The sequence below is a fragment of the Nocardia xishanensis NBRC 101358 genome (genome assembly GCF_001613365.1).
GTDB lineage: Bacteria > Actinomycetota > Actinomycetes > Mycobacteriales > Mycobacteriaceae > Nocardia > Nocardia xishanensis.
Map to the genome: position 1 here is coordinate 21,045 of NZ_BDCF01000005.1, position 21,826 is coordinate 42,870.

The following is a 21,826-nucleotide window of genomic DNA, read 5'->3' on the forward strand; positions in this document are numbered from 1 at the left end:
ACTGCTCACCGTCGGCCCAGGTCAAACGGTATGTGTTACAAGTCTTTCCAGTTACCCGATGTGGAGGCTGCGCCCGAGCAACCGCTCGGCTCACTTGGTCAATTGACCAAAATACTGGCGACGACGTCGGCCATTCTCGCGCGGAAGGCGGACGGGGCGAATGTGGTAGCGTGCGCGCGAATTTCGGCAGGACTGTAGACGGACGGGTCGAAATCCGTCATGGCCGCGGCGAGCGCGGCCGTCACCGCTTCGTCCGGTCCCGGCTCGATGTAGTCGCCCGTGACGCCGGGCCGGACGGTGTCCAGCGCGCCGCCGAGCCCGACGGCCAGCACGGGCGCGCCGCAGGCCATCGCCTCGACCGGGACGATGCCGAAATCCTCGATGCCCGGCATGAGCAGCGCGCGGCAACGCCGGTACATGCCCTGCATGACCTCGTCCGAGACCGCGCCGAGGAAGGTGGTCTCCGGCCCCGCGAGCGTGTCGAGGTGCGCGCGGAAACGTCCGCCGCCGACGATCACCAGGCGGCAGCCCGCCCGCTGCGCGGCGCGGATCGCGAGGTCGGGCCGCTTGTACGGGACGAGCCTGCCCGCGAAGAGGAAGAAGTCCTCGCGCGCTACCGCCGGATCGGGCGTGAAACGGTGGATGTCCACCGGCGGGTTGATCACGGTGGCGGGCCGCCCCCACCAGTCGCGGACGCGATCGGCGACAGCATGCGAGTTGGCGATCACGTGCGTCAAGCGTGGGGCGGCGCGCGTCTCGCACCGGCGAGCCAGCGCGCCGAGGGCGGTGAGCGCGAACCGGCCCGCGGGCCCGCTCGCCTCCTGGGCGCGGAAACCGGGCTCCCAGGCCCAGCGGGCCGGGCTGTGCACGTAGGCGATGGTCGGCGCCTCCGTCGCGAACGCGGCCTGGGTGGCGAAGGCGTGATGACTGATGACGACGGCGTCGAAGCGTCCGTCGAGTGGCAGGCCGCGCAGCGCGCGCGGCGCCAGCGGCAGCAGCGGGGCGTGCGAGCGCCGCCCGGTGGCCGCGTGGACGCGGCTCAGCCAGGTGTCGTGCACGCGGTTCAGCGGCGGACGGACACCCGCCGGATCCACGATCGCCGCGAAAACCTCGGAGCCGAGCCACGTTTCGTGCATCTCCGCGACCACTGCCTCGGAGCCGCCGTATTCGGTGAAGCGTTCGTGGACGATCGCGACGCGCGGTGCGGGCAGGGTTCGCGGTCCGGTCGGCTCGGTCACACGCCCGCCGGTTCGGCGCCGATCCGGCGCGGTTCGGCGTGTTTGCGCAGCGCGGGGGCGACGGGCCTGCCGTGCAGCAGTCCGTCGACGCTGCCCTGCTCGATCGCCTTGCGGTAGCTCGTCGCCGCCTCGCGGCAGGCCGAGATCGTCTGCGCCACATCGATTTCGGTGTGCGCAGCCGAAGTGACGAAGGACTGGCCGAGCACGCCGCGCTCGAGCAGTTCCTGGAGGAACAGCGTGCGATAGGCCTGCGACGGCTTGCCGTCGGCGTCGCGGGTGGCGAAGATCAGGCACGATGGCCTGCCGAGCACCTCCAGGTATTCGGCGATGCCGAGTTCGGCGGCGACGGCGTTCACCCCGTCGGCGAGCAACCGCCCCGCGTGTTCCATGCGGGCGACCGGATCGCCGGTCGTGTACTCGCGCACCACCGCGCGAAAGGCCGCCAGCGACGAGGATTCCGGGCCGTGCGTGGTGGACAGCAGGAACACCCGCTCCCGGTCGGTGCGCAAGCCGCCCAACTCCATCAGGTCGCGCCTGCCCGCCAGCGCGGAGATGGGAAAACCGTTGCCCATGGCCTTGCCCCAGCAGGACAGGTCGGGCCGCACGCCGTACACCGCCTGCGCGCCGCCCGCCGACCAGCGGAATCCGGTGATCATCTCGTCGAAGACGAGCAGGGTGCGGTACCGGTCGCAGAGTTCCCGCACGCCTTCCAGGAAGCCGGGGTCCGGTTCGGCGAGCGCGGTGGCGGCCTCCATCACCACCGCGGCGACGGCCTCCGTCTCCAGCACTGCGGCGAGCGAGGGCAGGTCGTTGTAGCGGAACCGCATCGTCCCGGCCGCGGCCGCGGCGGGAATGCCGTTGGCCATCGGCGTGGTGCCGATGAACCAGTCGTCCACCGAGAAGAACGGCTGGTCGCAGACCGCGATCACGGTGCGCCCCGTGGCGGCGCGAGCCAGCCGGACGGCCGCGGTGGTGGCGTCGGAGCCGTTCTTGGCGAACTTCACCATGTCGGCGCCCGGGACGAGCGCCAGGAAATCCTGTGCCGCAAGCAGTTCCAGCTCGGTTGGGCGGCTGAAGCTGACGCCGTCGGCGATCGCGGCGGCCACCGCGTCGAGCACCGGCCGGTAGCCGTGGCCGAGGGTGACCGAACGCAGGCCCATGCCGTACTCGATGTAGCTGTTGCCGTCGGCGTCCCAGACTCGGCATCCGTTGCCGCGCACCAGGATCGGCGCCATCGACTCCGGATACTGGTCGGCTCCGCGCGCGTAGGTGTGCGCACCGCCGGGCACCAGGTCGTGCAGGCGCGCCTGGAGTTCGTTGCTGCGTGTGAACCCGCGATGTCGCGGGGTCGGTTCCTCAGCCGTGCCGTGTTCCACGTCCCGATCTCCTGGCCTCGCCGTGCGACCGCGCGCACCGTGAAAGTGTTTGTGCGCGAAGGATTCCGCGCATAACTCTACGTCCGCTGCGACGCCCTGTCGTCCGGAACGGTGACCGCCCACAGATCGTGGTCGGCGCGGCGGCCGGTGGCGCCGACGAACCGGCTCATCCTGCCCTCCCGCACCATGCCGACCTTGGCGGCGACGGCCGCGGCGTCGCGGTCCTGCGGCTCGATCGCGGTGGCGATGCGGCACAGGCCGAGCGCATCGAAGGCGTAGGTGACGAGCAGCCGGGTGGCGTCGGTGCGCACCCGGTCCGCGGCGTCGCCGAGCGCGGGATCGGTCCAGACGAACATGCGCGCGTTGCGGTCGAACATGTCCAGATCGAACAGGCGGCACTCGCCCGCGTAAGCGCCGTCCACCTCGATGGCCAGCACCAGCCCCGCCGTCGAACGCAGCCCAGGTCTGGCGCGCAGCACTTCGCGCAGCCAGCGCACCCGTGAATGGGCGTCCACCCAAGTCGACGGCGGCGCTTCGCCATTCGGGTCGAGTGCCGCTCTGGCCCGCAGCCGGGCCGCGCGCCACTGCCTGCCGTCCGCGAGCCGCCGCTTGCGCAGCACGAGGCGTGACCGGTCCCGATCGTCGAGCGTCGGCACACACGAGGCGCGTAGCGGATCAACCATGTGCAGCACGCGCCCGGCGAAATACCTTGCGGCGGCGACAATCACGGTCCCGGTGGCGACGGGCGGACCGGTTCGCTCGGCGGTCGGCGGCAGGGGCGCAGGCGTCGAACGGTCGGCGCGGTGGCTGCGCACCCATGCGGCGGCGAACCCGCCCGGCGGCACCATGGCGGCGGTGAGCGCCCACAGTTCGTGATCGCTCCGAGCGCCGCCGGCGTCGAAGTAGCGGGTCATCACGGCCTCGCGCCGGAACCCGAGCCGGGCCGCGCCGCTCGAGGTCGCCACGTTCGCGGGTGAGATCGGGGCGGTGATGCGCTGCAACCCGATCGGCCCGAAGCCGAAGTCGAGCAACAGCGCCACCGCCAGTCCGCCGATGCCGTGCCTGGCCACCTCCGAGTCCACCCAGACGCCGAGTTCCGCACTGCCCGTCGCGGTGTCGATGGAGATCAGCTCGACCTGCCCGGCGAAGCGGCCATCCATTTCGACGACCATCGCCAACCGGCGACCGGCGCGCGCCTCGTCGCGCCCAGCGAGGCATTCGCGCACCCACAGTTTCGCGGTGTGCCGTTCGTGCCACTCCAGCGGGGAACTGGACCAGAACGGTTCGATCAGGCTTCGGTCGCGCAACCGGATCCGGCGCCACTGCCCGTGATCGGCGATCCGGGGCGGGCGAAGCAGCACGGTGGCGCCGTGCAGGACCACCGGACCGAGCCGGACGCGCGACAGCGATGGCTGGTCGGACACGGAATCACTCCTTGGGTCGCTGGCGGCCGAGGGACGTCGTCCGTAGCGCGCCGTCGGTGGTCACCGACAATCGCCAGTAGCCGCCCGCGGTGTCCTTGAGCACGATGCCTGTGTCGGGACGATCGGACAGCCACGCGCCGCTGGAAAGCACGGCCGACCGGACGGTTCCGTCATTGCTCTGCGCCTGGAAGATGTCGGCGTCGCTGTGGCCTGCCCGGCCGACGAGGGTGCCGTCGAATCGAGGCGTGTGCAGGCTGTCGCGGCTGATCACGGTCCAGCCGTCCGGGAACAGTCCCGGCGCGAGATTGTCGGTGGCGCTGGAGATCAGGTTCACCGCGGTGCCCTCGGGACAGCCGGTGCGATCGACCCGCACCTCGACGGGGTGCCTGTCGAGATCCTTGTCGAACTGCACGTTGGCCAGGTAGGGCTGGCGGCAGTAGGCCAGCTCGAGGCAGACCTCGCGCGCCGCGACCTTGCAGTTGACCATGCCGAACTGCGCGGGCCCGCCGCGCTCGCGCCGCCCGATCGCCAGCGCGGTGTCGGCGCCCTCGAACCAGACGTTGGTCAGCCACCAGTCGTTGGCCGCCCCGTCGACGTCGATGTGCCGCGCGGTGGTGCGCGGATCGCTGTCGGAGACGAATTCGACGTTGCTGAGCGCCAATCCGGCGTTGTGATCGTTGCCGGTGCCGAGCACGCCCACATAGTTGCTGGTCAGCTTGGACGAGGTGACGTAGTTCTGGATGCACGAGGTGACGATGCCGAAGCCGAAATTGTTGATGTCGCAGTTGACGAACGAGGTGCCGCCGGTGTTGTCCCTGAGCACCACGCCACGCTGCTCGAGAAAGCGCGGGTGGTTGCCGCTGAGATGGTTGCCGCGGATCACCACCGAGTCGAACGAGCAGCGGAAGCATTCGGACAGGTCGACGGCGGTCGCACGCGGGCCGGAGACATAGATGCCCAGCCGCGCGAACCGGACCCGATTGCGTTGGCGCAGCGAGATCAGCGTGGTGTCGGTCTCGCACACGATCAGCGAGACATCGCCGCCGTCGCCGAGCACGGTGGCGTAGTCCGCCATCGGTGGCCAGCTCGTCACTCGATAGCGGCCGGCGGGCAGATAGAGCACCAGCGGCATGCCCTGCACGGCGGCGGCGGCGGCGATGGCCGCGGTGTCGTCGGTCACGCCGTCGCCGATCGCGCCGAAATCGCGCACATTGCGCGCCGCGGGCGCGTCGCTGACGTGCGGGGAACGGAATCCGGTGCCTGGCGTCTCCGGATCGGCGCAGGCCGCGGCCAGCGGTACGGCGGCCGCGGCGCCCAGCGACGCGGCGAGTAGCAATCGTCGTCGGCCCAGGCCGTCGTCGGTCATCTCCGCAGCCTTCCCACGAGCCGCTGCATGCGGTTGCCCGGCCTGCTGTACGCTACCGCGCCGGTGAGCCGCTCGGAGCCGAATGTGGCCAGTGCGCCGCGCAATTGGGGCGCTGTGGTGGCGCCGAGCTGCACGACGCCGAGCGTCCGTTCGCACAGCGGCGCTACCACGATGGCGTCCGCGGCCGCGGCGACCGGGGCGGTCTGCACGACGACGTGCTCGAAATCCGCGCGCAGTTCGGCCAGCACGCTCGAGAACCGTTCGGAGGCGAGCAGATCCGCGGTTTGCGGATCGGCGTCGCCGAGGGGGAGCACGGTGATGCCGGTCTCCGGCCATCCGGCCAGCGCCTCCGCGGCGGGCGCGCCCCGCAGCACGGCGGCCAGCCCATGCCCGGGACCGGTGCCGAAGCGCTCCGATCCGCCCCCGCCCGAAGTGTCGGCGTCGACGAGCACCACCGAGCGGCCGGTGTCGGCAAACGATTTGGCCAGTGCCAGAGCGACTTCCGGTTCCGAACGCGGGGACAGGCCGGTCACTTGGATGACGTGTGTCTGCCCCTCGTGCAGCAGCCGGGTGCGCATCCGGCGCGTCTCGTCGGCCGCGCCGGGCCTGCCCTCGTCGATGATGGCGAAGATCGGCACCGGCAGCAGCGCCTCGAGATCATTGGACGTGCGCAGCGTGCGGTCGGTGCGATCGCGCACGAACGCGGCGAGCCCGCCGAGCGCCAGGCCGGCCAGCAGACCAAGCGCCAAGACGCGCCCCGACTGCGGGCCGTTGGGTGAAGTCGGCAGCTCCGCACGGTCCACCACCGCGACACGCGCCGCGGGCGCCGCGTCGCGCTCGATGGTCTCCAATTCGTCGATGAGTCTGCGGAAGTGCGCGACGACAGTGTTGGTGAGGTCACGTGCCCGCTGCGCATTGCCGTCGGTGACCGAGATGACGATGAGGGTGGTGGCGGGCGGCGAGGTGGCGGTGATCTTGCCGCGCAGTTCGCCGGGGGACATGTCGATGCTCAGATCGTCGATGACCCGTTCCGCCACCGTGGCGCTGGTCGCCAGGTCGAGGTAGGAGCGGACCCGCTGCTGAGCCGCCAATCCGCCCTGGTAAGAGTCGTTCACCGAGGTGCCGGTCGCCATCGACACGTACATGCTGCTGGAGGCCGAATAGCTGGTCGGCTGGCCGCCTAGATAGACCGCCGACGCCGCGAGGCACACCAGCGCCACCCCGGCGACGACGAGCCAGCGTCGGCGCGCGATCCGCCAGTATTCGGTCAATCCCATTGCCAGGAACCTCTTTTCCCTACGCTACGACGGACGAAACGACCGGCGGCGGCGCCTGACGGGTGCGGCGCCGCACCTCGGTGACCACCGCGTGGATGAGCCAGGCCAGCACGGCGGCCTGCAGAAACTTGCCGAGATTCTCCATGCTGCCGAGGATTCCGCGTTCGAACAGCGCCGAGGAGCCGGTGACGGCGAGGCCGAGCACCACCACGGGGAGAAGCCGCGAGGACAGCGCCCACGCCCAAGCCAGCAGCAGCGCGAAGGTGAACAGCGCGCAGACGAGCACGCCGGTGTACCCGCCGAGCACATAGCCCTCGTTCAGATTTCCCTCGGCCAGCGACACCGAGACCTTGCTCATGTCCACCGAGGCGCCGCGCACGTCCTGCGCCCACGCGGTGCCGGACTGGAACTTCTGGGTGCCGAGCAGTTGGGCGGGCACGAGGCTGAGGACCGCGTTGTTCAGCACCTCGCCCGGCGTCAGCCAGTAGCCGGGACCGTGGAAGTAGGCGTCGGTGGCGGCCTCGAGCAGATCGAACCGGCGCAGGATGCTCAGGAACGGGCGCACGCCCGGCGGGTAATCCGAATCGATCAACGCCGCTTCGGCTTTGGCGAGCTCGGTGGTCTTGAACGATTGCAGCCAGCCGAACCCGCCGATACCGAACACGCCGATACCGGCGACGCCGAACGCCTTGACCCGCGTCCACCCGGAGAGGGCGAAGCGGATCGCGACGGCCATCGCCGCGCCCATGATCGGCGTCTTCGATTCCACCACCGCGGTCCAGGCGAGCTCCCCGGCCAGCAGCGCGCCGACGACGAGCACGGCGACCTCGGGACGCGCCGGGCGAGCGAACACGATCAGCCCGAGCGCCGCCACCGTGGCGAGGATCGAGACGAAGCTCAGGATCGGGTTGGCGCTGGTGACATCGCCCGCGCTACCGACCGCGCCGGTGGCCACCGCGGCGGCGCGACCGAGCAGGCCGAGCGCGTACATGGTGACCAGCGTGGGGATCAGATCCGGGTCGCCTGCCAGGGCGGGCGCGGCGGGCGGGCGCCCGCGCGCCCACACCGCGTAGGCCACCACCAGCGCGGCGTACACCCACAGTCCGAATACGACGTGGTCCAGAACGAGATCGATGCCGCGGTCGTAACCGAGTTCGGCCAGTCGCGGGTCGGGCACGTTGTCGCCGTAGTGCGGTTGCGGTCGCACCGCGAGCAGCACCAGCGGACGCGCGATGTAGGACAGCGACCAGAACGCCGCCTGGGCGATCACGAAAACCCGGACCACACCGGGAATCCAAGCGGCCGCGACGACCAGCGTGAGCAGCGCGCCCGCGACGGCGGCGAGTTCGGCGGCTGGATTCATACCTGCGTCTCCAACGCGGCGAGGATCTCCCGCGCCCGGTCGACGTAGCGGTGGCCGCCTTCGACGATCCTGCGGTGCCCCGCGTCGGCGACGGCGGCGGCTCGCTCCGGGTTGGCCGCGCACCAGTCGAGGATCTCGGACAGCTCGGCGGTGTCGGTGAACAGGAAGCACTCGACCTCGTCGCGCAGCAGTTCGGCGTGCTCGTCGGTGCGCTCGCCGACGAAAAGGCCACCTGCGGCAGGCACTTCGAACGTGCGGCAGGTATGGGTGTCGCGGTTGCCGGAGTTGAGCAGCACCAGGTTGGCGGTGACGGTGGCGATCACCGCCGAATAGTGCTGCCCGTATACCGGGCCCGCCACCACCGCTCCTGTCGTCCGCAAATCGGGTACCCGCCGCCAGCCGGGGCCGCGAATGAGCATGCGGTCGCCATACTTTCGGGCCAGTGCGACGAGTTCGTCGCGGCGGTCCGGACGGCACACGCCCACGAAACCGGCCAGGAATTCCCGCCGGCCGCGTCGCGCCGCGCGGTGATGCCAGGCCGGATCGTAGGCGCTGCGCACGAAAGCGACCGCGCGGGCGCCGCGCTCGCGCAGTTCGGCGACGTTGTGCCGCTTGGTGGTCACCACCAGATCCCAGTCCGGTTCGTGCGCCAGGTACTCGGGAGTGATGTTCTCCGGATTGGCTACGTCGTCGGGGCTGTAGTGCACGTGGCGGGCCACGGGCACCTCGAGCAGCCGCCGCTGGTCGAGGTGCACCGATTTGAACGCGAACAGCACGTCTGGACGGAAAGCGGCTGCCGCGCTGTCGATCTCGTTGTGTAATCGCTCGACTGTCCAGGGCGCGCGCCGCCGCGCCGCCTTGGCGTAGAGCCACGGCGGGGACAGTCGCGCCGGCAGCGTCACGGGCGTGGAGTCGACGACGAGCACCTCGTGACCAGCCTGGCGGAAGCCGTCGGCCAGCGAGCGGGCATTGCTGCCGATCCAATCGTCGCCGACATAGAGGATTCTCACGCGCCGCCCTCCTCGCGCATCATCACCACGGCCGGATCGCAGGCCGCCGTGGGTGTCCGCTCGCGGACGATCAGCCGGCGCACGCGCGCGAGATACCAGGCGGCGACGGTGCATTCGACGATCACCGACCCGTACACCAGCGTCCAGACCGAGTGGGTGCGGAACGCGATGGCCAGCGCCGCGGCGGCCACGCAGGTGCCGAGCGCCGCGCCGATCAGCACGCCCGCGGTGTCCTGCCGCACCGGAAGCACCGCGGTCGTGACGAACGACGTGACCGTTGTCGCGGGCAGCATCAGCACCTCGACGCGCAAAAGCCCGATGGCGCCGGTGAACTCGTCACCGAACACGAGATGGACGAGCACCGGCGCGGCCACCCAGACCGCAACGGCCGCCACCGTCGCCACGCACACTGCCGCGGCGAGCGCTTGCAGCGCGCGCCGCCAGAACCGGTGGTCGGCGCTGCGTTCGGCCATGCGCGGCAGCAACGCGAAACCGATGGGGTCGAGCATCGATTGGATCGCCCGGACCAGCCGATCGCCCGCCGAGTAGAGGCCGAGCGCGCCAGGGGCGAGCACCGCGGCGTAGACGGCCGCCGCGCCCTGTCCGTACGACGTGATCAGCAACCGCGAGGCCAGCACCGGTGCGCCGGTGCGCAGGATGGCCCGCACCAGCCCGGGCCGGGCGGGCCTGCCGTAGGTGCGCAGGGCGTCCCACCACGTCAGCGCCACGGTCGGTACCGAGGAGACGAGCAGGCAGAGCAGCGCGACGTGCGCGTGCGGTAGCCGGGGAAGCAGCAGCACGAGCAGGATGAGATACCCGATCCGGCCCACCGCCTGATACACGGTCGAGGTGCCGAACCGGCCCTGCCCGATGAGCAGCCAGTCCTCCGACGTCGACCAGAATCCGCCCGCGAACAAGCCGAGCAGGACCATGTCGACCTGGTCCGGCACGCCGACCGCCGAGCCTGCGGCCAGCGCGGCGCCGAGCACCGCGAGGCCGGTGGCTCGGATGGCGAAGTAGTCGCCGCGCAACTGGTTGACGTAGTCGCGCCGGTCGTCGCGGTCTCCGGTGGTGTCGTGCACCCGCGCGGCGAGGAACGAGGTGGTACCGAGGTCCACCAGCAGCGAGCCGAGGTAATAGGCGGACATGCCGATCGCGAGCAGGCCGAGCCCGTGGGCGCCGAGCACGCGCGCGATGAGCGGCACGGTCACCACCGTGATGACGTATTGGCCGTACTTGCCGAAGCTGACGAACCCGATATCGCGCAGCACCGCGAGCAATCCGTGCGAGCGGTGCGTGCCGTTGCCGGACGGCCCGCGCGCTCCGTCGTCCCTGCGGTGCGCGCCGCCCGCACCGGCGCGGTCCGCGGCATACCGCGCCTCAGACATGGGCGGCGTCCCGGCGCTGGACGATCCGGCCGAGGAAGGCGGCGACGGAACGGGCGGTGACGGTGACGTCGAAATCCGCGGCGCGTGCGCGACCCGCCGCGGCGAGGCGCGTGCGCAGGTCCGGATCGGCGATGAGGGAGTCGAGCGCTGCGGTGAGCGCGGTCTCGTCGCCGCCGGGAACCAGCAGACCGTCGGCGCCCGAGTGCACGATCTCTTCGGGACCCCCTGGCCCGGAGGCGATCACGGCGCAGCCCGCGTGCATGCCTTCGACGACGACCTGACCGAACGGTTCGGGCAGCACCGAGCAGTGCACCAGGATGTCGGCGTCGCACAGGTACAGGCCGGGGTCGTCGACGTGGCCGGTGCGAATCACCGGCAGTCCGAGATCCGCTGCGAGACTGTCCAATTCGGCGGCGTAGGGCTCCTCGTCGAAGAAAGCGCCGCCGATCAGCAGCACCCGGCGCGGCCGAATCCTCGTCGCGGCGACCGCGCGCAACAGCACGTCCTGTCCCTTCCACGGGGCGAGCCGCCCCAACACCGCGATCACCGTCTCCCCGGGTTCGCGCTGGGCGGCGCGGGTCGGCAGAAGCCCGAGTTCGACTCCGGGATAGGCGACTTCGGCCGGGCGTCGACCGGTACGCAGCGTGGCCAACGTGGTCCGGCTGTTGGCCAGAAAGCCTTGTGCCCCAACCCGTCCGAGCAGACCGATGACGAGTGCGGCCGGGCGTCCGAAGTAGTCGGCCGCGATCCGGTCGTGCACCTGCCATACCAGCGGAATGCCCGCCCGCCGCGCCGCTACCGCGCCCATCACCAGCGCCTTGGTGCTCTCGGCGACCAGCACGTCGGCCTGCCCGACAGCCGGGTGCGCGCCGAGCGTCCAGCCCAAGCGCAGCAGTGCCACCGCGCCCGCCAGCAATCGCAGCGGCCCTGAGCCGATCGTCATGGCGCGGCTGTCGAACGCGCCGCGGACCACGTGCGTATCGATGCCGCGCGCTCGTGTCCGCTCGACCATCGGACCGTCCTCCGTGTAGATCGCGGCGACCTCGGCGAGCCGCTCGGCGCGCAAGGCGGAGGCCAGTCGCAGAGTGGCCAACTCGGCGCCGGAGGGGGCCGCCGTATGCGCGAGGAACACCGCCCGGATCGTCATGCGATGGTCCGATACATCGCCACGTGGCGTTCCGCGGCGGCATCCCAGGAGAAGGTCTCCGCGTGCGCGCGGCAGCGCTCGGTCGTCGGCAGCGCGCCGTGCAGCGCAGCGGTGATGCGCGCGCCGAGCGCGTCGGCCGCACCGGCCGGGACGATGAGCGAAGGATCGAGTCCGCGAACCGAATCCGGCAGCCCGCCGCAGTCGGTGACGATCGGCGCCCGGCCCGCGGCGAGCGACTCCAGCGCGATCAGTCCGAAACCCTCGAGCGCGATGGTGGGCACGACCGTGAGCGCGGCTTGTTCGTACAATTCGGCGAGCCGGTCGTCGGTGACGTGCCCGGCGAACACGACGGAGCCATCCAGGCAGATCTCGGCGGCCAGGGTGCGCAATTCCCCTTCGGCCGTGCCTGTTCCGACGATCACCAGACGTGCGTCCGGGTGCTCGGCCACCACGCCGGGCCAGCAGCGCAGCAGTGTATCGATGCCCATGCGGCGTTCCAGTCTGCGCACGCAGAGGACGGTGCGGGTCGGCGCGTCGACGGGCGGCGGCGCGGCGTTGAAGCGGGAAAGGTCGACGCCGGGCGGGATCACCGCGATCCGCTCATCCGGTACCCGGTACTCGGAGCCGAGCATCTCGCGAAAGTGGTTGGACAGCACCACGAATCGATCCGCGCCCGCATAACGCAGGCGTTCGATCAGGTACTTCGCCCTGGCCGCGGGCTCGCTCTGCCCGGTGAGCCTGCTCTCCGCCGCCCATGGCCCGTGAAAATGCACCACCAGCGGCAGTCGTCCCCGCCCGCCGATCGCGGCGGGACCGTAAAGGCAGAAGTGACGATCCAACACGGTGGCGCGGCGCAACGGGGCTCGATCAAGGAAAGCGACGCGGGCCCGCCGCGCGGTGGAACCCCCGGTCGTACCCCAGGATCGCGCGCCCGCCGGATCGTCGTCGCCGGTCGCGCCCCAGGCCACCGCCGACACCGCGACCTCCGGCCTGCGGGCAAGCGCGTGGAACAACTCGGTGAAGTATCGGTTGAGTCCGCCTGGCTCCGCGGTGAACCATTCCGAACCCGTCATGTGGACACGCAGCGACCCCGTCCCTGCCGTCACCCGGCCCCCTACTCCCTGCACCGGTCGCGCGTATCGTCCGGCCGAACTCGCTTCCCGCGCAACAGTCTAAGTCACGAAGGCGTACTCGGCGTGGCGTCGCGAGCGCTGGCCGTCGCGGGTGCCGTGGGGTAGATTGCACAGCGAGTTCGTGCTCGGCACGAGCCGACCCGCGGGGGACAGGCGGGAGGACTGACACAGTGGGGATCGGTAGTTCCGTGCCCGAGCGAATCACTCTCGCCGAGCGCGATATTCGCGTGCTCGTGGAGAACGGTGAGTACTGGCTGCGCAATCGCGGTGACATCGCGATGATGGTCACCACCGTCGAACGATTGCGTGCTCGCTGGCCGCAGGCGCGCATCGGAGTGCTCACCCACCAGCCCGCGGTGCTGCGCGCGCTGCTTCCCGGGGCCGAGCCCATCAGCGGACCCGACTGGTCCTGGGGATCGGGGGGCTGGCCGGGGCGCGTATCTCACACGGCCGCAACCAAATTGATCGGACCCGCCGCATTGCGCTGGCGCGCGGCCACGGACGGGCCCAAGGACCGGATTCGCGCGCTGCGCGAGCAGGCCGTGACCGCCGTCGCCGAGCCCGAAAGCGCCGATCCGCGGGCCACGGTCCCCGCGGCGGTGAACGAGGCCTCGCTGGTGCTCGCCATCGGCGGCGGATACATGACCGACGTCGACAAGTACCAGGCGCACCGCACCCTCGATCTACTGGAAGCGGCGCGCGCCCAGAGCATTCCGACCGCGCTGGTCGGCCAGGGCCTCGGTCCGCTGCGGGATGGGCGCCTGCTCGACCGCGCCGGCGAGGTGCTGCCGGGAGCGGACTTCGTCGCGCTGCGCGAGCGGCGGCGCGGACCGGAACTGCTGGCGCGGCTCGGCGTCGCACCGGAACAGACGATGGTCACCGGCGACGACGCGGTGGAATTCGCTTACCGCATGCGCGACGCACGCATCGGCGCCGACCTCGGCCTGTGCCTTCGAGTCGCGGAGTACGCGCCGGTCGGCGCGGCGGCGAGGGAAACGCTGGGCCGGGTGGTCCGCGACCGCGCCGCGGCGCTGGACGCGGGACTGATGCCGCTGATCATCTCCGAATACGCCTCCGAGGACCGCCGTTCCACGCTGCCGCTGCTCACGGGCGCGGCCAGGCGCAGGCCACCGGTCGGACGCGGGGGTACGCCGCGGGACGTGGCCAGGCAGGTCGCTCGCTGCCGTGTGCTGGTGACCAGCGCCTACCATCTGGCTGTTTTCGCGCTGTCCCAAGGCATTCCGGCGGTCGGCATCACCGCCTCGGAGTACTACGACGACAAGTTCCACGGCCTGGCGGGCATGTTCGGCGCGGGGCTGCGGGTGGTGCACCTGGACGATCCCGACTTGGACTCCGCGCTGCGTCAGGCCATCGACGAGCTGTGGGAAGCCGCGCCCGGATTGCGGGATCCTTTGCAGCAGAAGGCCGTCGAGCAGATCGAGGCGAGCAGAGCGGGTCTGGAACGGGTTTTTCGACTGGTGGAGAACGGCCCGGTCGCCCGGGTCGACGGCTAGGGAGCTGACATGGCATCGCTGTCGGTGTGCGTTCCTGCGTACAACTCGGGGCGGACGCTCGCCGCCACGCTGGACTCGGTACTCGCGCAGGACGAGGATTTCGAACTGGTGGTGCTGGACAACGCCAGCACCGACGACACGGGAGAGATCGCGCGCTCCGTCGACGATCCCCGGGTGCGCGTGCTGCGCAACGACACCGTGCTGCCGATCGGCCGGAACTGGGACAAGGTCATCGGCGCATCGACCGGAACGCTGGTCAAGGTCGTCTGCGCCGACGACGTGCTGCGGCCGGGCGCGCTGGCCGCGCAACTGGCGGTGATGGCCGACCCCTCGATCGCCATCTCGTCGAGCCGCTTCGAGGTGATCGACGAGGCGGGGGAGGTGATGGAGTCCGGTCTGGGTCTCGCGGGCCTGCTCGGCAGGCAGACCCCGCGCGAGCTGGCGCGCACCATCGTGCGACGCGGACCCGCCGACTTCGGGCCGACCGCCGCGGCCATGTTCTACCGCGAGCACTACGACAAGGTCGGCGGACTGCGCGGCGACCTGGTCTTTCCGATGGACGTCGATATGTTCGCCAGGGTCGGTTCGTTCGGCGCGTTCTTCGGGATGACGGAAATTCTCGCCGCCTGGCGCAATTCGTCGTTCAACCTGTGCAGCCGGTCCTCCACGGTGAGCAAGCTGACCGAGATGTACCGCTTCCACCACCGCATCGCGCACGACTACCCGGAGCTGGTGCACCGCGGGGACGTGCTGGCGGGAGACACCAGGCTGGCGAAGGCGGCGCTGTACCGGCTGCGGGTGCGGACGCTGGCGACCGTGCGGAACCGCCCGGATCTGCTGGTCTGATCCGGGCGGCCTGCGGCGGGCTCAGATCGTCCAGAGCCTGCCGTAGGTGATCACCGTGTCGCCGTTCGCGCCGACGATCATCACGAACGGGCGAATGTTGGTCTGCCCGAGCACCCCGGTGACGCTGCCGTGGAAGCCCGACATGCGAATGAAGCCCGACGTGCCGGAGATCTCGCCGCTCGCGCATTCGATCGTCTGGATACCCGGCCCGAAGCCGGCCTCCACCTGGAGGCCGAGCCTGGGAATCAAACTGTCGATCTTGAGCAGCGCGCCATCCCCGCCGCCGAGATCGACGCCGAGTCCCGGTGTCGAATACTCGAGGCGGATCTTGCCGTTCAGCGTGGCGGGGTAGCCGACCTGGTAGCCGATGGTGATCCGGCCCTTCCAGTCCTCGGCGTGTGGACCGGAGATCTTGAAACCCGCCTCCCCGTGGTGGAACCACTCCCTGGTGAGCGGGTTCCCGTCCAGCGGAGGCACGAAATCGATGCGGGTATCGGCCTGGATGGCCTCCACCACGCGGTCTTGGCGGTCGACTACGGTGTTGCTGCTGTCGATTTCCGCGGCGGCGGAACCGTTCCCGAAGACCAGCCCGGCCGCCAGGACGGAAGCGAGCGCCAAGGCGCGCACGCTGTGGCGGAGCTGGTTGGTGTCACTCATCAGAATCCCCTCTGTGTGAATACTCGTCGTACCGAAGAAGAACGCGGTCCTGTGGCAACGAATCACGTTGCGGCGCGTCCAAGTGTCGCTGTCTCGATGCCTCCTTCCCGAGGCCCGGACGGCGCGTCGACCATCCAGCGTCCGTCGAGTTCCGGGTAGGTCGCGCGCACCTCGGCCAGCAGGTCGGGCAGTGTCAGGAGCACGAGATCCGGTCGCGCCGCGACGAGTTCGCCGGGGGAGACGATCGGGATGTCGGTTCCCGGCATGCGCCGTCCGTGCTTGCCGGGGGAGGCGTCGGCGACCCCGGCGATCACGCCGCGGTGCGCCCCGGACAGGCTGAACAGGGCGACCGCCCGCGACGCCGCGCCATACGCGTAGACGCGAAGGCCGCGCGCGGCCCGCTCGTCCAGCCATCGGCGCAGCGCGTCCGCGTGCCGGTCGGCGGCGCGCTGAAGCGCGGTCAGTCCGCTCGGATCGAGATGGGGCGCTTCGCCGTCGAGCACGGCGCGGACCGAATCGTGCTCGGCTGCCGCGCCGTGCACCGCGCGCAGCAGCACGGTCCCGCCGTAGAGATCGAAGGTCCACGCGTGCGTGACGGTCATGCCGGCCTCGTGCAGCAAACCTTGCAGCGCGGCCAGCGAGTAGTAGGCGAAGTGCCCGTGGCGCAACGCGTTCCACTGACCGGCCGCCACGATGGTGGCCAGCGAGTGGTACTGGATCAGCAGCGCGCCGTGCGGCGCGGTGGCTGCCGCACGGCGCCGGAACGCGGCCCGCTGGTTGGGCTCGTGCATGATCCCGAAGCAGTCCAGCACCACGTCGGCCCGGGCGGCTGTCTCGGTGAAACCGCGCGCCGCGAGCAGCGGCAGCCAGGTGCCGCCGTGCGGGCTGCCGAACTCGCGTGCGGTGCGCCCGGTGAGCAACCCGGCCGAGGCCACCGAGGCCACCGCGTCGGCCGCCTGATCGCGCAGCGCCCGCGGCTCCACGCCCCGCGGTTCCCCGGTGACCGTATCGTCCTCGGCGAGCTGGGCCAGTCCGCACGCGGCGCAGTAGTCCATGCGCAGCGGATGTCCCGCCTCGCCGGCATCGATAGGACTGTTCGCACTCGGAAAGTGGTCGGCCGCAGGCACTTTCCCGAGATCGAGTACGGGGCGCAGTGCCGCGTCCGCGCAACCGCGGCAGCGATTCCCCCGTTCGGAACTCATGCCGTATTCCCCTCTCTCATGGCACGATGACCGCGTGCGTATCGAGCAGACCGAGCTCGCCGACGTCCTGCTGCTCGTTCCGCAGCCGTTCCACGACGCTCGGGGCTTTTTCACCCGGACCTTCGACGCGGAGGCCTTCGACGAGCGGCTCGGCGCGCCGGGCGCCGCCGCGGCGTTCGTCCAGGACTCCCAATCCCGTTCCGCGCGCGGTGTGATCCGCGGCATGCACGGCCGCTCCGGGCGCGGCGAGGCCAAGCTGGTCCGCTGCGCGCACGGCGCCGTGCACGACGTGCTCGTCGACATCCGGCCCAGCTCGCCGACATTCGGTGTGCAGCAGGCATTCCGGCTGGACGACAAGAACCTCCATCACCTGTACGTGCCGCCCGGCTTCCTGCACGGCTTCCAGGCCCTCACCGCGACGGCCGACGTCTGCTATCGCATCGATCGGCCGCACGACCCGGCCGAGGACATCGGCGTCGCCTACGACGACCCCGACCTCGGCATCGCATGGCCCCTCACGGTGACCGAGATCTCGGCGCGCGACGCGGCGGCGGGCAGCTGGGAACAACTGCTGCGCACCGTCTGGCGGCGTCCCGCGTCGCGCTGAACCGACGAGTGTTTCAAGCCTTGGCCGTGGCCTCGGTCCCGACCCGGCGCAACGCGGCGTCGAGCACGCCGGAGTCGCACAGCTTGCGCAGATGCGGCAGCCGCGTGAAACGGTGGAAGAAGTCGGCACTGGTCAGCCCTCTCGCGGTGTACTCGCGGTACAGCTCGGCCGCGCCCGCGGGCACGGTCCACTCGGCGCGGAACCCGATGGCCTCGCGCGCGGCGGAGAAATCGACGCGATAGGAGCGCGGGTCGGCGCCGTTCTCACCGGTGACGAGCAGCCGGGAGCCGGGCACCGCGGCCACCACGGCCTTTGCGATCTCCGCGACCGTCAGGTTGTTCTCCTCGGTGCCGATGTTGAACGCGCGGGCGTGGATCGCCTCGATCGGCGCGGTGAGGCAGGTCGCGAACGCGGTGGCGATGTCCCGCGCATGCACCAGCGGTCGCCACGGCGTGCCGTCGGAGAGCACCTTCACCTCGCCGGTGAGCGCGGCGTAGCCGACGAGATTGTTCAGCACGATGTCGGCCCGCAGGCGCGGCGAGAAGCCGAAAGCCGTCGCGTTGCGCAAGAATACGGGCGAAAAGCCGGAATCGGCCAACGCGGCGACATCGTCCTCGACGCGCACCTTGCTCTCCGCGTACGGGGTGATCGGCCGCAGCGGCGCGTCCTCGGTCACCAGGTCATCGCCCGCGGCGCCGTACACCGAGCAGGTCGAGGCGTACAGGAACCGGCGCACGCCCGCCGCTTTCGCCAACCGGGCCAGCCGCACCGACGCGTGATGGTTGATGTCGTAGGTGATCTCGGGCGCGAGCGCGCCCAGCGGATCGTTGGACAGCGCGGCCAGATGCACCACCGCGTCGAATCCGCTCAGCTGCTCGATCGCCACATCACGCAGGTCGACCGACAGGCCGGGCGGATCACCGGGGAACGCGCCGAGGACGCAGTCGGCGAAGAACCCGGAGTCGAGTCCGGCCACATCGTGGCCCGCGGCGCGTAGCACCGGCGCCATGACGGTGCCGAGATAGCCCTGGTGTCCGGTGAGCAGTACCCGCATGTTCAGTTGCCTCCCAGCTCGATGACGGCCTTGTCCAGTACGAATGCCTCCGCGTGGCGGCTGCGGCTCTGCACGCCGCGCAGCCGGGACAGGCCGGTGAACGCGGCCTCGTCGAACCAGTCGCGCCCGGTCTGGGAGGGGTAGTGCTTGTGCAGCAGCCGCGCCTTCTCCTCGGCGAGGTCGACGGAGACCGGCTGGAAGACGGTGGGGCGCGGCGTATCGGTCTCCCACTTGAGGATCTCGTAGCCGAGCACCAAGTGGTCGCGGAACTCGGTTGGCGTCAGCTCCGCGAGCAGCCGGTGATCCTGGTGGGCGTCGCCGCGCTGCGGAGCGAACACCAGGTCCGGCGCGCAGCCGACGCGAAAGACGGCCAGCGCGTTCTTGATTCGGTCCCAATGTGCTGGCGCGCGACCGTCCGGGATATCGAGGACGGTGAGCGCGAGCGCCGCGCCGGGACAGAAATCGGCGAGCGCGGCGCGCTCCTCGGCCTCGCGTTCGGTGCCGCCGCCGGACAGCACCAGCGCGTGCACCCGCAGGCCGGGGCGGCGGCGCGCCAGGGTGAGCAGGGTGGCGCCCATGCCGATCGCGATGTCGTCGCAGTGCGCGCCGAGCACCGCGACCTCGGCGACGGGCGCGGCGATCAGGGGGATCACGCCGGCTCCCACACCATCCACGGCCGCACGCCCGCGCGGTAGCCCGCGTCGAGTTCGGCGCGTTCCTTGAACGTGTCGGCCGGCTTCCAGAACCCGAGGTGCCGGTACCCGAACAGCCTGCCCTGCCCGGCCAGCGTGCCGCAGGCGTCGGCCACCAGGTCGCCGTCCGGCGGCAGCAGGTCGAACACCTCCTGGGTGAGCACGAAGTACCCGCCGTTCTCCCACAGCGGCATCCTGGCGACCGGCATGATGTCCTTGACCTCGCCCGTCGGGGTGAGATCGACGCAGTGGAACGAGGATTGGGGCGGCACGACCATCATGGAGGCCGCCGCGCCGGAGCCGGTGAACTTCGCGATCATCTCGTCCAGCGGTGCATCGGTCAGCACGTCGGCGTAGTTCGCCAGGAACATCTCGTCGTCGCCGAGGTACTGACGTACGCGTCGCAGCCGCTCACCGATGGCCGATTCCACGCCGGTGTCCACGAAGGTGATCGACCAGTCGCTGATGTCGCTGCGCAGCAACTCGACGCGGCCCTCGCGGATGACGAAGTCGTTGGAGACCGACTCCTGGTAGGTCAGGAAGAAGTTCTTGATGTGCTCGGCGCCGTAGCCGAGGCACAGGATGAACTCCTTGTGGCCGAAGTGCGCGTAGTAGCGCATCACGTGCCACAGCAGCGGTCGCGGGCCGACCAGCTGCATCGGCTTGGGAATCATGTCGTCGGAGCCGTCGCGCATCCGCATCCCGTAGCCGCCGCAGAACAGAACGACTTTCATCGTGCGTCCCTCCCCGTGAAGTGTTCGAAGTCGTTGTCGGTGGGCGCCGTGAACCCCGCGGCGGTGGACGGGTCCGGGTCGTCGTCTCGGACCGCGCCGGTGAGGTCGGCGCGATGTACGGTCGGCAGCGGGTAGACGAGCTCGCCGCCCCAATCGGCGATGTGGCGCAGTTGCGCGGTGAGCTCGGTCTCCAGATTCCAGGGCAGCACCAGCACCACGTCCGGGCGATCGGCGTCGATGCGTTCGGTCGGGTGGATCGGGATGCGCGTGCCCGGCGTGAAGCGGCCGTGCTTGTAGGGATTTCGGTCGACGGTGTACTCGAGCAGGTCGGGCCGGATGCCGCAGTAGTTGAGCAGGGTGTTGCCCTTGCCCGGTGCGCCGTAGCCGACCACCCGCTTGCCTTCGGCGTGCCAGGCGAGCAGATAGCGCAGTAGCTCGTGACGCACGTGCGCGGCGCGCGGTGCCAGATCCCGGTAGCCGTCGGGGTCGTGTAGCCCGGCGGCGGCCTCGTCGCGCAGCACCGCGGCGACGCGCTCACCCGGCGCGCCTGCCGCCGCCTCGGGTCGCGCCCACAGGCGGATCGAACCGCCGTGTGTGGCAAGCAGTTCCACGTCGACGACGGCGAGCCCAGCGGTGGCGAGGGCTCGTTGCGCCGACAGCACCGTGTAGTACTGGAAGTGCTCGTGATAGATGGTGTCGAACTGCCCGAGCCGCACCAGGTTGGCCGCGTGGTGCACCTCGATCGTCAGCCAGCCGTCGTCGGCCATCAGCTCGCGCAGCGCGCGCGTGAAGCCGCGCAGGTCGGGTACGTGCGCGTAGACGTTGTTGGCGACGACCAGGTTCGCGGGTCCGTGCACCGCGCGTACTTTGGCCGCCGAATCCTCGTCCAGGAACTGGGTTTCGGTCGGCACTCCGAGTGCGCGAGCGGCCACACCGACGTTCACCGACGGTTCGATGCCGAGACAGCGGATGCCCGCGGCGACCACGTGCCTGAGCAGATAGCCGTCGTTGCTCGCGGCCTCCACGACGAAGGATTCCGGCCCGAGGCCGAGCCGTTCGACGGCGTTCGAAACGAATCTTTCAGCGTGCCGCACCCAGCTTTCGGAATACGAAGCGAAATACGCGTATTCGGTAAATGTTTCCTCGGGAGTGATCAAGGCCGGAATTTGTAAGAGCAGGCAGTCCTCACACAGCCGGAGATGTAGCGGATAGGTCGGCTCGGGTAGATCCAGTTCGTCCACCGCGAGGAATTTCTCGCACGGCGGTGTCGCGCCGAGGTCGAGCACGCTGGAAAGGCGCGCGGAATCACACAGACGACAACGCATGCAGACCCACCTTCTGCCGAGAGATCGGATCGCCCGGCGGACGGCCGGTACGCCCCATGCGGCGAGGCGATCCAGTGAGACGTTACAACCAACGGTCCCGGCGCGGCGGATGAAATCAGTTGTGGGATAGCGGTTTACGGACAGGTCTCCCGGCGTGTCGCCGGTCGGCATCGGGTCCGCTATCCGGGGTTTCCTCGGTCGGTCCCCCTGGTCGTGGTTTCGCCGCGAAAGCAATTCGGGCGCGCGACCTGCCGCGATATTCCGATCGGGCGGAATCCGGGATTCGGGGGCGAAACAGACCGCAAGTCGGTCCGCTATTTTCTGGAATACGCTGTGACCCTTGGCATTCGATATGTGCGGCGTTTCCGGCTCTGTAACAATCTGCTGTTGGCCGTCGAATGACCGAACACCCCGGGACGGCCGATGCGGGGCTGCGGGGGACCGATCGACGGGGATCGGGAGCGACGAATTCT

At 70.4% G+C, this 21,826-nt stretch carries 19 protein-coding genes; 3 read left to right on the plus strand and 16 right to left on the minus strand.

Translation table 11 applies throughout. The annotated features are described in order from the left end of the window. Window positions 1-98: 98 nt before the first annotated feature. The 10 genes from NX1_RS05490 to NX1_RS05535 form a co-directional block, all read right to left on the minus strand. The gene (locus NX1_RS05490; protein ID WP_068055188.1) at window positions 99-1,211 is read right to left on the minus strand and encodes a glycosyltransferase; all 1,113 of its coding nucleotides are present in this window, start codon (window positions 1,209-1,211) and stop codon (window positions 99-101) included. Window positions 1,212-1,234: 23 nt separating this feature from the next. Next, window positions 1,235-2,614, minus strand: a complete 1,380-nt coding sequence (locus tag NX1_RS05495; RefSeq protein ID WP_068054813.1) for a glutamate-1-semialdehyde 2,1-aminomutase — start codon at window positions 2,612-2,614, stop codon at window positions 1,235-1,237. A gap of 77 nt (window positions 2,615-2,691) precedes the next feature. Next, window positions 2,692-4,038 carry a GNAT family N-acetyltransferase gene (locus NX1_RS05500; protein ID WP_068054815.1) on the minus strand — a complete coding sequence of 449 codons (1,347 nt, stop codon included), beginning with the start codon at window positions 4,036-4,038 and terminating at the stop codon, window positions 2,692-2,694. A gap of 4 nt (window positions 4,039-4,042) precedes the next feature. Further along, complete coding sequence (locus NX1_RS05505; RefSeq protein WP_068054817.1) at window positions 4,043-5,404, minus strand: glycosyl hydrolase family 28-related protein; 1,362 nt, start codon at window positions 5,402-5,404, stop codon at window positions 4,043-4,045. After that, a complete protein-coding gene (locus NX1_RS05510) occupies window positions 5,401-6,681 on the minus strand; it encodes a protein tyrosine kinase (protein ID WP_068054818.1) in 1,281 nt (426 codons plus the stop codon). The genes NX1_RS05505 and NX1_RS05510 overlap by 4 nt, the downstream gene beginning before the upstream one ends. Window positions 6,682-6,700: 19 nt before the next feature. Next, entirely contained in the window at window positions 6,701-8,044 is a 1,344-nt protein-coding gene (locus NX1_RS05515) for a hypothetical protein (protein ID WP_068054820.1), read from the minus strand. Continuing rightward, window positions 8,041-9,054: a CgeB family protein gene (locus NX1_RS05520; RefSeq protein WP_068054822.1), complete on the minus strand. Its 1,014-nt coding sequence runs from the start codon at window positions 9,052-9,054 to the stop codon at window positions 8,041-8,043. Before NX1_RS05520 ends, NX1_RS05515 begins: the two co-directional genes overlap by 4 nt. Next, entirely contained in the window at window positions 9,051-10,442 is a 1,392-nt protein-coding gene (locus tag NX1_RS05525) for a lipopolysaccharide biosynthesis protein (RefSeq protein ID WP_084501051.1), read from the minus strand. Before NX1_RS05525 ends, NX1_RS05520 begins: the two co-directional genes overlap by 4 nt. Continuing rightward, window positions 10,435-11,589: a glycosyltransferase family 4 protein gene (locus tag NX1_RS05530; RefSeq protein ID WP_068054824.1), complete on the minus strand. Its 1,155-nt coding sequence runs from the start codon at window positions 11,587-11,589 to the stop codon at window positions 10,435-10,437. Before NX1_RS05530 ends, NX1_RS05525 begins: the two co-directional genes overlap by 8 nt. After that, window positions 11,586-12,662, minus strand: coding sequence for a glycosyltransferase family 4 protein (locus NX1_RS05535; RefSeq protein WP_068054826.1), 1,077 nt, complete (start codon window positions 12,660-12,662; stop codon window positions 11,586-11,588). Before NX1_RS05535 ends, NX1_RS05530 begins: the two co-directional genes overlap by 4 nt. 230 nt (window positions 12,663-12,892) lie before the next feature. On the opposite strand from NX1_RS05535, the gene NX1_RS05540 reads away from it, so the two are divergent. Continuing rightward, entirely contained in the window at window positions 12,893-14,236 is a 1,344-nt protein-coding gene (locus tag NX1_RS05540) for a polysaccharide pyruvyl transferase family protein (RefSeq protein WP_245668337.1), read from the plus strand. A 9-nt stretch (window positions 14,237-14,245) separates the two neighbouring features. Next, window positions 14,246-15,082, plus strand: coding sequence for a glycosyltransferase family 2 protein (locus NX1_RS05545; protein WP_068054830.1), 837 nt, complete (start codon window positions 14,246-14,248; stop codon window positions 15,080-15,082). Window positions 15,083-15,103: 21 nt separating this feature from the next. On the opposite strand, the gene NX1_RS05550 is transcribed toward NX1_RS05545, so the two are convergent. Then, the gene (locus NX1_RS05550; protein ID WP_084501053.1) at window positions 15,104-15,739 is read right to left on the minus strand and encodes an MspA family porin; all 636 of its coding nucleotides are present in this window, start codon (window positions 15,737-15,739) and stop codon (window positions 15,104-15,106) included. Between the two features lie 62 nt (window positions 15,740-15,801). Next, window positions 15,802-16,941: a methyltransferase domain-containing protein gene (locus NX1_RS05555; RefSeq protein WP_068054833.1), complete on the minus strand. Its 1,140-nt coding sequence runs from the start codon at window positions 16,939-16,941 to the stop codon at window positions 15,802-15,804. A gap of 34 nt (window positions 16,942-16,975) precedes the next feature. On the opposite strand from NX1_RS05555, the gene rfbC reads away from it, so the two are divergent. Further along, entirely contained in the window at window positions 16,976-17,548 is a 573-nt protein-coding gene (gene rfbC, locus NX1_RS05560) for a dTDP-4-dehydrorhamnose 3,5-epimerase (RefSeq protein ID WP_068055206.1), read from the plus strand. Between the two features lie 13 nt (window positions 17,549-17,561). Here rfbC and NX1_RS05565 read toward each other — a convergent pair whose 3' ends face one another. Genes NX1_RS05565 through NX1_RS05580 form a run of 4 tightly spaced genes read right to left on the minus strand, consistent with a single transcriptional unit; the run spans window position 17,562 to window position 21,353 of the window. After that, a complete protein-coding gene (locus NX1_RS05565) occupies window positions 17,562-18,602 on the minus strand; it encodes an NAD-dependent epimerase/dehydratase family protein (protein WP_068054836.1) in 1,041 nt (346 codons plus the stop codon). A 2-nt stretch (window positions 18,603-18,604) separates the two neighbouring features. After that, window positions 18,605-19,255, minus strand: a complete 651-nt coding sequence (locus NX1_RS05570) for a PIG-L deacetylase family protein (RefSeq protein ID WP_068055209.1) — start codon at window positions 19,253-19,255, stop codon at window positions 18,605-18,607. Beyond that, window positions 19,252-20,028 (minus strand): glycosyltransferase family protein, encoded by a 777-nt coding sequence (locus NX1_RS05575; RefSeq protein WP_068054838.1) that lies wholly within the window; start codon window positions 20,026-20,028, stop codon window positions 19,252-19,254. Before NX1_RS05575 ends, NX1_RS05570 begins: the two co-directional genes overlap by 4 nt. After that, window positions 20,025-21,353 (minus strand): class I SAM-dependent methyltransferase, encoded by a 1,329-nt coding sequence (locus NX1_RS05580; RefSeq protein ID WP_084501055.1) that lies wholly within the window; start codon window positions 21,351-21,353, stop codon window positions 20,025-20,027. The genes NX1_RS05575 and NX1_RS05580 overlap by 4 nt, the downstream gene beginning before the upstream one ends. Window positions 21,354-21,826: the final 473 nt, after the last annotated feature.

Excerpts from the sequence above, each read along its gene's own strand:
- NX1_RS05505 (WP_068054817.1), bottom strand. The coding sequence starts at position 5,404 with ATGACCGACGACGGCCTGGGCCGACGACGATTGCTACTCGCCGCGTCG.
- NX1_RS05510 (WP_068054818.1), bottom strand. The coding sequence starts at position 6,681 with ATGGGATTGACCGAATACTGGCGGATCGCGCGCCGACGCTGGCTCGTC.
- NX1_RS05515 (WP_068054820.1), bottom strand. The coding sequence starts at position 8,044 with ATGAATCCAGCCGCCGAACTCGCCGCCGTCGCGGGCGCGCTGCTCACG.
- NX1_RS05525 (WP_084501051.1), bottom strand. The coding sequence starts at position 10,442 with ATGTCTGAGGCGCGGTATGCCGCGGACCGCGCCGGTGCGGGCGGCGCG.
- NX1_RS05530 (WP_068054824.1), bottom strand. The coding sequence starts at position 11,589 with ATGACGATCCGGGCGGTGTTCCTCGCGCATACGGCGGCCCCCTCCGGC.
- NX1_RS05535 (WP_068054826.1), bottom strand. The coding sequence starts at position 12,662 with ATGACGGGTTCGGAATGGTTCACCGCGGAGCCAGGCGGACTCAACCGA.
- NX1_RS05545 (WP_068054830.1), top strand. The coding sequence starts at position 14,246 with ATGGCATCGCTGTCGGTGTGCGTTCCTGCGTACAACTCGGGGCGGACG.
- NX1_RS05550 (WP_084501053.1), bottom strand. The coding sequence starts at position 15,739 with ATGAGTGACACCAACCAGCTCCGCCACAGCGTGCGCGCCTTGGCGCTC.
- NX1_RS05555 (WP_068054833.1), bottom strand. The coding sequence starts at position 16,941 with ATGAGTTCCGAACGGGGGAATCGCTGCCGCGGTTGCGCGGACGCGGCA.
- NX1_RS05565 (WP_068054836.1), bottom strand. The coding sequence starts at position 18,602 with ATGCGGGTACTGCTCACCGGACACCAGGGCTATCTCGGCACCGTCATG.
- NX1_RS05575 (WP_068054838.1), bottom strand. The coding sequence starts at position 20,028 with ATGAAAGTCGTTCTGTTCTGCGGCGGCTACGGGATGCGGATGCGCGAC.
- NX1_RS05580 (WP_084501055.1), bottom strand. The coding sequence starts at position 21,353 with ATGCGTTGTCGTCTGTGTGATTCCGCGCGCCTTTCCAGCGTGCTCGAC.